The following is a 6,440-nucleotide window of genomic DNA, read 5'->3' on the forward strand; positions in this document are numbered from 1 at the left end:
GGACGTGGTCGAAGTGATTCCCCCACAGCGCACGCGACGTGGCCGGCTTCAGCGGCTGCGCCTTCATGGCGTGGCTCCCAGCACGCGGCGGATCTGCTCCGCCTCGAGCGCAGGGTAGGCACTGAAGAAGTAGCCCTCCGCCACCGGCCGGTCGTTGCGGCGGATCAGGTCGATGAAGGCGCCGGGGTACTTGTTGACCGGCATCGGCGGAGCGTCTTCGATGTGCTCGAAGATCTTGTCGAACAGCTCACCCACCGCCAGCGCGAAATGCTCGATGTACGACTCGAACAGCCCGTCGTACACCGTGTGCAGCACCAGCCGGTTGTCGTTCTCGATGAACTCGAACCACGCGAAATGGATGTGCCGCGACTCGAGCAGCGCCGTCTCGATGCGCGGTGCGCCGGCGCGTATCACCGCCTTCAACGCCTCGGCATGCAGGGCGATCGGCGTCTTCACGCGCATCGACACGTTCAGCGCATGCTGGCGATCGAGCCGGCAGGTCAGCGGATAGCGCTTGCAGGTGAAGCCCCAGCGCCGCTCCAGGCCGACCACGGTGCCGTCTTCCGGATCGAGCGCCTCGGCCAGCCCGCGCAGCAGCAGCACGCGGCGCACGATCGCGCTGATCAGCGGCCGCGCCAGCTTGTCACCGATGCACGAATGCAGGCCATGCCGCAAAGGGCCGCTGTCGATGCCGAAGATCAGCGGATCGGGCGCGGGCGGCGGTGTCTTGACCTTGCCTTCCTCGTCGAACGATCCGACGAAGGCCGTGCCCTTTGCGCGCAACGCCGCGACGATCGAAAGCACGCACTCCTCGCCCCTCTTCAACGTCACGCCACCCGGCAGCGTGAAGTCCTCGGTCACGCGGCGCGGCAGGTAGGCGGCCGGCGGGTTCAGGCGCAGCGCCTCGGCGATCCAGGGCCACAGCTCGTTCGACGGTTCCCCGTAGGTCCGCGCCACGCCGCGCAACGCCTCGACCAATCCATTGCGAAAGAACTCGTGTAGCGCCGAGCAGACGGCCGCCTGCACGTTGCCGACCACACCGGACATCACGCCGACGACGATCACACCCAGTTCCTCGCCGCTCAGGTCATCCTCCGGCAAGGTTCCCGCCTCGCGGGCGAGGCACCCGAGGCGGCGCATCGCCGGTTCGAACCCAGGCACCTTGTCGGTCCGCAGGTCCACGCCGGTCGGGAGCGTCTGCGGGCTCATCGTCGGGTAGCGCTGGTACTCGTCGATCAGTTCGCAGGCTCGCGTGAACAGCACAGCCATCGGCCCGCGCGCAGCGGCCACAGGCGCGGGGTCGCTGACGAAATGCCGGCCGAGGATCTGGTGCGTGAGCGCCATGTACGCACCCCGCAGCGCGCTCTCCAGCACCGGGTAATCGCCCGTGGCGAAGCCGAACAGCCGGCTGCAGAAGCGCAGCGCGACCTGCTCGGCGAACTGCGCAAGGTCGAAGGACGGCGCGCGCAGCCAGATCGGCTCGGCCTCGGCAACCGCCAGTTCGGCCAGCGCGGTCACCGTTGAGGGGTCATAGCGCAGCGCCTTCGCGGCAGCGGTGCGCTGGCGCTTGCGCAGCGTCTCGTGGTCGAGGCCCAGCAGGAAGGTACCGGAACCGAGCTTGTTGTAGGCCTCGTTGCTGAAGGCATCGCCGTTGCGCAGCACGGCCGCGATGTCGTCGGCATCCAGCAGCATCCGCACCTTCCTGTGCCCGTAGGTCCGGTCGTGCCGCACCGGACTGCCCTCAGGCTCGTACTCGTTCTCGTGGCGGATCGCGCGGCTTGGAACCGTCAGAACGCCCTCCAGGCCCGGGCGTTTCAGCAGTTGCTCGAACAACGCATCGCGCTGCGGCGGCAGGCTCTGCGGATCGTGCGGCCGCAGGTTGCGCCAGTCGCACAGCCACTCGAACAGCATGCGGTTGCGCGCATGGTTGGTCGTCGCTGCGGCGTACCAGGTCGGCAGATCGACCGGCCCGGGCCGGAACTTCCTGTCGGTCGTCATCACCACCTCCCCGCGTTGCCGCCTGAAATACTCAACTGACCGAGCTCAACCTCAACTGATGGACCGCAGCAGCTCTCGCGCCTGTCGCAGATCGTGCGTCTCCAGCCCTTCGGTGAACGACGCGTAGGCCGGCTTCAGCAGCTGCAGCGCCTCGCGCGTGCGGCCGTCCTCGTGCCACAGCCGCGCCAGGCTGGTGGCGCTGCGCAGCGCGAAGCCGCGCTTGTGCTGCTGCATCGCGAGCGCGTGCGCCGCGCGCAGGCCCTGCTCGGCCACCCGGCGCGCCGCCGGCAGCAAGGGGCCGTCGCGGCGCAGCGTCAGCTCGGCGATCAAGCGGCGCACCTCGGCCTCGTAGTAGCGCTCGCCGTGCGCCTGCACGATGCCCATCGCCTCGTCGAGCCGCGCCAGCGCCTGCACCAGGTCGCCGCCGCGCGCGAGGCCTTCGGCCAGCAGCGTCAGGTACAGCGGCCGCGTGACGACGGCACCGCTGCGCGCCCACAGCGCCAGGCCCTCGCGCATCTCGGCCACGCCCTCGTCGTGCCGTCCGCGCTCGCACTGCAGCCAGCCGCGCATCACGTGCGCATGCGCGAGCCACACTGCGAAGCCGCCTTCGTCGCAGATCGCGATCGCCTGCTCGGCGCAGGCCAGCGCCTGCGCGTGCTCGCCGCGGTAGCGGTGCACGTTGGCGGCGAAGCCGAAGGCCTCGCCGAGGCTGAACTTGTGGTCGAGCGTGCGTGCGAGCTGCTGCACGCGGTCGATGCGCGCCAGCGCGTCGTCCGGGTGGCCGAGCTCCCACTGGCCCCAGGCCGAGTAGCACAGGCACATCACGCCCGGGTCCTGCACCGCGGCGCGGCGATGGTGCTCCGGCCGGTACACCGCCAGGCACTCGTCCATGCGCTGCACCGCGGCCAGCCCGTGCCCCTCGTGGAACAGGATGTTGGCCGTGGCCCAGCGCACCTGCAACCGCGCCATCGGGTCGCCGCCCTGCTCGGCCAGCGCCTCGGCACGCCGCGCGATCTCGTGCGCCCGCCCGAAATCACCGCGCATGAAGTGGTAACCCTCCAGCCCGAGCTGCGCCTTCAGCTGCGCGACCGGGTCGCCCAGCTCGTCGCCCAGCTGCTCGGCGCGCACGTAGGCCCGCTCGACCGGCGGTGCGCCATAGCCTTCGGTCGCGATGTAGCGCGACGCGAGCAGCAGTTGCAGGCGCAGCTCGATGCCGCGCCGCTCGCGCTCTTGCGTCGGTTCATGCAATTGGCTCCCCAGCAGCGCCAGCGCGCGCTGCAGGTGCTGGATCGACTCGTCGTGCGCCGAGCGCGAGGCCGCGAGCCGCGCCGCCACCTCCCACTGCCCGAGCGCCTCGGCCGCGAGGCCCGCCTCGGTCTGGTGATGGGCCAGCAGCTCGGGCTGGCGCTGCGCCAGTTCGGGCCACGAGGCGCGCAGCACCGCCGCGACCGCGCGGTGCACCTGCTGGCGATCGCGCGTCCACAGCGACTGGTAGGCGATGTCGCGCACCAGCGCGTGCTTGAAGGCGCAGCGCCGCTCGCCCGAGGCACCGCCCGCCTCGTTGCCGCCGACGCTGGTCAGCAGCCCCGACTGCTCGATCAGGTCGAGCTGTGCCGCCAGTTCCTGCGGCGTCATCGGCCGGCCGCCGTGCGCCAGCACCTRCTCCAGCAGCGCGACCGGGAACTCGCGCCCGAGCACGGCGCCGAACTGCGCGACGGCGCGCGCCGGGCCGAGCCGGTCCAGGCGCGCCATCAGCAGGTCCTGCAGGCTGCCCGGCACGTCGAGCGCCTGCGGCAGCACCTCGTCGAGCGTCGCCCTTTGCTCCACCGCCATGCGCGCCGATTCCTCGAGGAACAGCGGCACGCCGTCGGAGCGCCCGGCCAGCAGCCGCACCACGCCGGCCGGCAGCAGCGATTCGCCGCAGGCCTGCTTCAGCAGCCGGCGCGATTCGTCGGGGCGCAGGCCGTGCAGCTCGATGGCCTGGTGCACGACCGGCGGCTGCCAGGATGCCGCGGCGGAAGCGGCATCGTCGGTCGCGGTGCGCTCGGTCAGCAGCACCAGCATCGGCGCCTGCCCGCCGCTGGCCAGCAGGCGGCCGAGGAATTCGCGCGTCGACGGGTCGACCCAGTGCAGGTCTTCGACCACCAGGCAGACCGGCCGCGCCTGCGCCGCGCGCTGGAACCACTCGACCAGCGTCGCGAGCGTGCGTTCGCGCAGGCGCTCCGGCGTGCCGGCCAGCGGCTCGCCCGGCAGCGACAGCAGCGCCGCCAGCACCGGCAGCGCCTGCGCCGCATCCAGCCCGGGCGGCAGCGCGTCGGCCAGCTTGCGCAGGCGCGCCGGACCGTCGTCATCGTCGCGCAGCCCCAGCCAGTGGTGCATCGCGTCGATCACCGCATGGAAGGCGCTGCTCGCGTGGTCGGGCAGGCAGCGGCATTCGAACGAGCGCGCGCCGCGCGCCTTCAGGCCGTGGCGGAACTCGCGCACCAGCCGCGACTTGCCGATGCCGGCGTCGCCGCGCAGCTGCACCACGCGCAGCGCGCCGTCCTGCAGCGCGTCCCAGTGGCGCACCAGCGCGGCCAGCTCGTCGTCGCGGCCGACGAAGGGGGTGAGCCGCGGCAGCGCGTCGAGCCGGTGCTCCTTGCGGTCGTGCAGCACGACGCCGGCGCGCTGGGCGCCCTCGATGCCCTTCAGCGCCAGCACGCCGTCCAGCGGCTGCACCGTGAAGCGGTGCTGCACCAGCGCGAGCGTCATGTCGGAGACCAGCACCGTGCCCGGCGCCGCCTTGCTCTGCAGCCGCGCGGCCAGGTGGATCGACACGCCGACCGGCTGGCCGGCCATCACCGAGACGCGCCCGGTGGCGATGCCGATGCGCACCTGCACCGGCGTCGACATGCCGGCCACCGACTGCACGATCGCCAGGCCCGCCGCCACCGCCTGCTCGGCGCTGCGCTCGCTGGCAGCCGGGTAGCCGAAGTACGACATCACGCCGTCGTCGCCCTGCGGATCGTCGGCGACGCCGCCGTGGCGCTCGATCTGCTCGATGCAGCGCTGGTGGAACTCGGCCAGCAGGCTCGCATAGCGCTCGCTGCCCAGCCGGTGCAGCCAGCCGGTGGAGTCGACGAAGTCGAACGACAGCGAGGTGACCTGGCGCGCATCGTTGCCGGCCGACGCGCGGGCGTCGGGCAGCACCAGCACCGCATCGCCATCGCCGTACAGCTGCAGCCACGGCGCGCCGCTCTTGTCATGCAAGCCGCGCGCTGCCCGCACCGCCTCGGCGATCGGCTGGGCCTGCGCGAGGCGCTCGCACAGCGCGCCGAACCAGCTGGGGGCCCCTTCCTCGGCGCTTGCGTCGCCGGGCGGCACGACCAGCAGGCTCGCCCCGAGCAGCGCCAGTTGCTGCGCGAGCAGCGCCAGCTGGAGCCCGGGGACCTGCCCGACGACGAAGAGCTTGGGTGGGCGCAACCACGTCACGCCGGCCAGCAACTCGTGCGGCGCGCCGCTGTCGAGTCGGATCACGTCGTGCCCGGCCAGCAGCCCGGCGATCGCATCGGGCGGCACGGCATCGCGCGCCAGCGTGGTCGACACGACGGTCGGGCTGTCGAGCGCCGGCAGCACCGGCCGGGTCGCCTCGGCGTGGCCGGCCGCATCGCCCAGCCGCAGCACCTGCAGCGGGCCGCGCCGCGGCACGCGCCGCACCGTGGTGGCCGTCAGGTCCGGTGGCGAATCGGGGTCGGCGGGCCGGTCGTCATCGACCAGCAGGTGCCGCGCGACCCGCCAGCGCTCGCCGAGCAGGCCGTGGCCGTCGCTGGCCAGCTCCCAGTGCAGGCCGTGCAGCGCCGCGCCGAGTTGCAGGTTCAGCCGGCGCGGCTCGCTGCCGCGCAGCGTGGCACCGATGACGCCCGGGAACAGCTGAGCGAACAAGGTGACGCTCGCGTGCAGGTCGCCTTCAGCGGCGGCATGCGACAGCCGGCGCAACGCCGGCAGGTCGGGCACGGCCCGGGCATGCCGGCCCACCGATTGCCCATCGGTGATGAAGACATCGCAAGACCCGGATTCGTCCAGGCGCGCCGTGACGTGGAACGGCGGCAGATCGTGTGCTCGCGCACTGCGCATTCAAACTTCCCCCTGCGGGAAATCTAACCGCAAACGCGCCTGTCTGACACACTTTGCTACACGCCATCCGCCGGACTGTCGACCAGTTCCGCTTGCACTGTCATCCCCAATGTGTCGGATGGGTTGGAACCGGTACCGGCCCCGGCCGTCCGCGCATACCATGCACGACACCTCGGCTCGCCAGGGAGGGATGGCCCTTGGAATCGGCATCGTCAGAGCGCCCGGCCCGGCCGTGGTGGCGAACGGCGCAGCTCGCGCTGTGGCTGATCGTGGCCGGTGCCACCGCCTTCGGCGTGACCGCCGGCGCCGGCTACCGCGGCCTGCAGGAC

Annotated in this window: 2 protein-coding genes; both read right to left on the reverse strand. The window is 72.2% G+C overall.

All coding sequences use genetic code 11. The features are described from left to right. Nucleotides 1-63 precede the first annotated feature (63 nt). Entirely contained in the window at nucleotides 64-1,998 is a 1,935-nt protein-coding gene (locus AC1D12_RS21110; protein WP_477842652.1) for a cytochrome P450 family protein, read from the reverse strand. 51 nt (nucleotides 1,999-2,049) lie between these two features. Continuing rightward, nucleotides 2,050-6,111 (reverse strand): ATP-binding protein, encoded by a 4,062-nt coding sequence (locus tag AC1D12_RS21115; protein WP_477842654.1) that lies wholly within the window; start codon nucleotides 6,109-6,111, stop codon nucleotides 2,050-2,052. Nucleotides 6,112-6,440 lie beyond the last annotated feature (329 nt).

The organism is Rhizobacter sp. P1_G5 (genome assembly GCF_056405435.1).